This is a genomic window from Mycobacterium sp. (genome assembly GCF_036488105.1).
Classification (GTDB): domain Bacteria; phylum Actinomycetota; class Actinomycetes; order Mycobacteriales; family Mycobacteriaceae; genus Mycobacterium.
On the sequence record NZ_DASXHW010000323.1, the window covers coordinates 1 to 2491 of the forward strand.

Annotated in this window: 2 protein-coding genes and 1 pseudogene; 1 reads left to right on the top strand and 2 read right to left on the bottom strand. The window is 65.8% G+C overall.

What is annotated here, in order from left to right; translation table 11 throughout:
- Window positions 1-192: pseudogene (locus VGH54_RS17110) on the top strand (hypothetical protein); the annotation flags it as partial.
- Window positions 193-295: 103 nt separating this feature from the next.
- On the opposite strand, the gene VGH54_RS17115 reads toward VGH54_RS17110, so the two are convergent.
- Entirely contained in the window at window positions 296-1378 is a 1083-nt protein-coding gene (locus VGH54_RS17115; RefSeq protein WP_331513268.1) for a galactokinase, read from the bottom strand.
- The gene (gene galT, locus VGH54_RS17120; protein ID WP_331513269.1) at window positions 1375-2436 is read right to left on the bottom strand and encodes a galactose-1-phosphate uridylyltransferase; all 1062 of its coding nucleotides are present in this window, start codon (window positions 2434-2436) and stop codon (window positions 1375-1377) included. The genes VGH54_RS17115 and galT overlap by 4 nt, the downstream gene beginning before the upstream one ends.
- Window positions 2437-2491 lie beyond the last annotated feature (55 nt).

Here is a 2491-nt window from a genome sequence, read left to right on the forward strand (position 1 = left end):
GGCGAGCTCATTACGGACAAAACGCTGGTCGCCGATCTCTACGCACGCTGCGCCGAGTCCTACGGCGTCAAGCGCGCAGAGCGCGCCATGGGGTTGGGCTTCCGCGATCACCAAATGCCGACCCGCGATCAGTTCGCCAAGGCCGTTGAGGAGTTAGGCCTGCGGGCGATCCGATTCACTCCTGCAACATGAGCTGACCATGTGCCGATGTGCCCGCCTCTGAGCGAATTGGCCCGCACGCGATGACGAAATCGCGCGAAGGTGGGCACAACGTGCACCCCGACCCCGACGTGACTCATGTGGCGGATGCGCCATCGGCGGCGTACGTCTGAGAAATCGCCGGATCCTCATAGCCCGCTGAGCGCACCGCTGAGCGCACCGCCGCGCCGACCGCTTCCACCCGATCGGCCGGGACCAAGGCGATCACACAGCCGCCGAATCCGCCGCCGGTCATTCGGGCGCCCAAAGCGCCCGCGCCCACGGCGGTGTCGACGATCAGATCGATGTTGCGAGTGGTGATGGCGAAGTCGTCACGCATGGACGCGTGGGATTTGGTGAAGATGCGGCCGGCCTCGATAAAGTCCGAATCACCCAACGCCGCAACGACATCGAACACCCGCTGGTTCTCGGTCAACACATGTCGCGCACGACGGGCATCGACCGGATCTTTGACGCCCTCCAGCACGGCGACCCCGCGGTCCTGGACTTCCCGCAACGACACCACACCCACGTCGGCCGCCGCCCGCTCGCACGACAGCCGGCGCGCCGCATACTCGCCGCCGACGTGGCCGTGCCGCTCCCGGGAGTCGATCAACAGCAACTCGACTCCCGACGATGACGGGTCGAAGCCGACCGGCGACACGGTCAGCTCACGAAAGTCAATCAGCAGGGCCGTCGACGCTTCGCCGAACAACGACGACAGCTGATCGAGCAAACCGGTTGGCGCACCGACATACTCGTTCTCGGCGCGCTGGGCAAGACGCGCCTGATCGAGACGGTCGATATGCAAACCCGTCGTCAGGGCACCCAGTGCGGCGCACTCCAGCGCCGCCGAGGACGACAGGCCCGACCCCATCTCGACCTCGCTGCTGATCGACATCTCCCCGCCCGACACCGGGTGCCCCGCATAGCGAAGCGCCCACACCACGCCGGCCACGTAGGCCGCCCACCCGGTCACCTCACCGGGCTTGGTGGTCAACGGAATTCGTACTGATCCGTCGACGCGGTCGCTGCGCACGGTCAGCGCATCGGCGTCCGACGTTTCGAAAGTCACGACGGTGCGCCGCGGTAGCGCGATCGGCAACGACCAGCCGAGGTTGTAGTCGGTGTGCTCGCCGATCAGGTTGATCCGGCCGGGCGCCGAATAGCGGATCGTCACGCGAGGTTTCGCAGCCGTTCGGCAACGGCTTCGGGCATCACGTCGCTGATGAACGCGTCCATCGCCGACTCGGACGCCGCCAGGTATTTCAAAGCAGTAGCGCTACGCCGGATCGACATCAGCTCGACGTGGAAATAGCCCTCCCGCATCGCAGAAGTGTCGGCGTATTGGTGCAGCGCCGAAATATACGGCAGCGGTCCGGAATACATCCGGTCGAAGCGGCGCAACACATCGAGGTAGATCCGCGCGAAACCATCCAGCTCGTCATCGGACAGGTCAATGAGGTTGTGCACGAACCTGTTCGGGTAGATGTGCACCTCGACTGGCCATCGCGCGGCGAAGGGTACGAAGGCAGTGAACAGGTCGGTGCGCGCCACGATCCGGCTGCCGTCGGCGATCTCCGATGCCAGCAGATCGGCAAACAGGTTGCCGCCCCGGTGTTTACGGGCTTGTTCCATCATCGCCGCCGTCCGCGGTGTCAAAAAAGAGTAACCGTAGATCTGGCCGTGCGGATGGGCCAACGTCACGCCGATCTCCTCGCCCCGGTTTTCGAAGCAGAACACCTGCTCGACACCGGGCGTCGCCAGCAGAGTAGCGGTCCGGTGTCGCCACGCGTCGACAACCAAACGGGCATGCGGCTGCGACAGCTCGCAGAAGGACCCGGTGTGGTTGCTGGAGAAACAGATCACCTCACAGCGCCCGACACCGGGCATCGGCACGAAGCCGTCCGGCTTCGATGCCACCGCCCCCACGCCGGACAGACTCGGGAAGCGGTTCTCGAAGACGACCACGTCGTAGTCGGGCGCGGGCACCTCGCTGGTCAACCCCGTCGGCCCGGGGCACAGCGGGCACTGGTCCGGCGGCGGCTTGTAGGTCCGGTCTTGGCGGCGCGCGGCGATGATCACCCACTGCCCGGTCGTCTGGTCGAACCGCAACTGCGACTGCCCCGGCTCCCACGGCGGCAACGGCCGACGATCAACCACCGGCGCCGGGGTGTGGCCGGGCAGCGAAAAGAACAGCAACTCGCGGCCATCGGCCAGGGTCGTTCGCGTGCTCATCGGGTCCCATCTTGGTCGCTGTGCCAGAGTCGAGGGCAAGAGACACGCATTACGC

What these genes read in the sequence shown, in the direction of transcription:
- galT (WP_331513269.1), bottom strand. Translation starts at nt 2,436, where the DNA reads ATGAGCACGCGAACGACCCTGGCCGATGGCCGCGAGTTGCTGTTCTTT.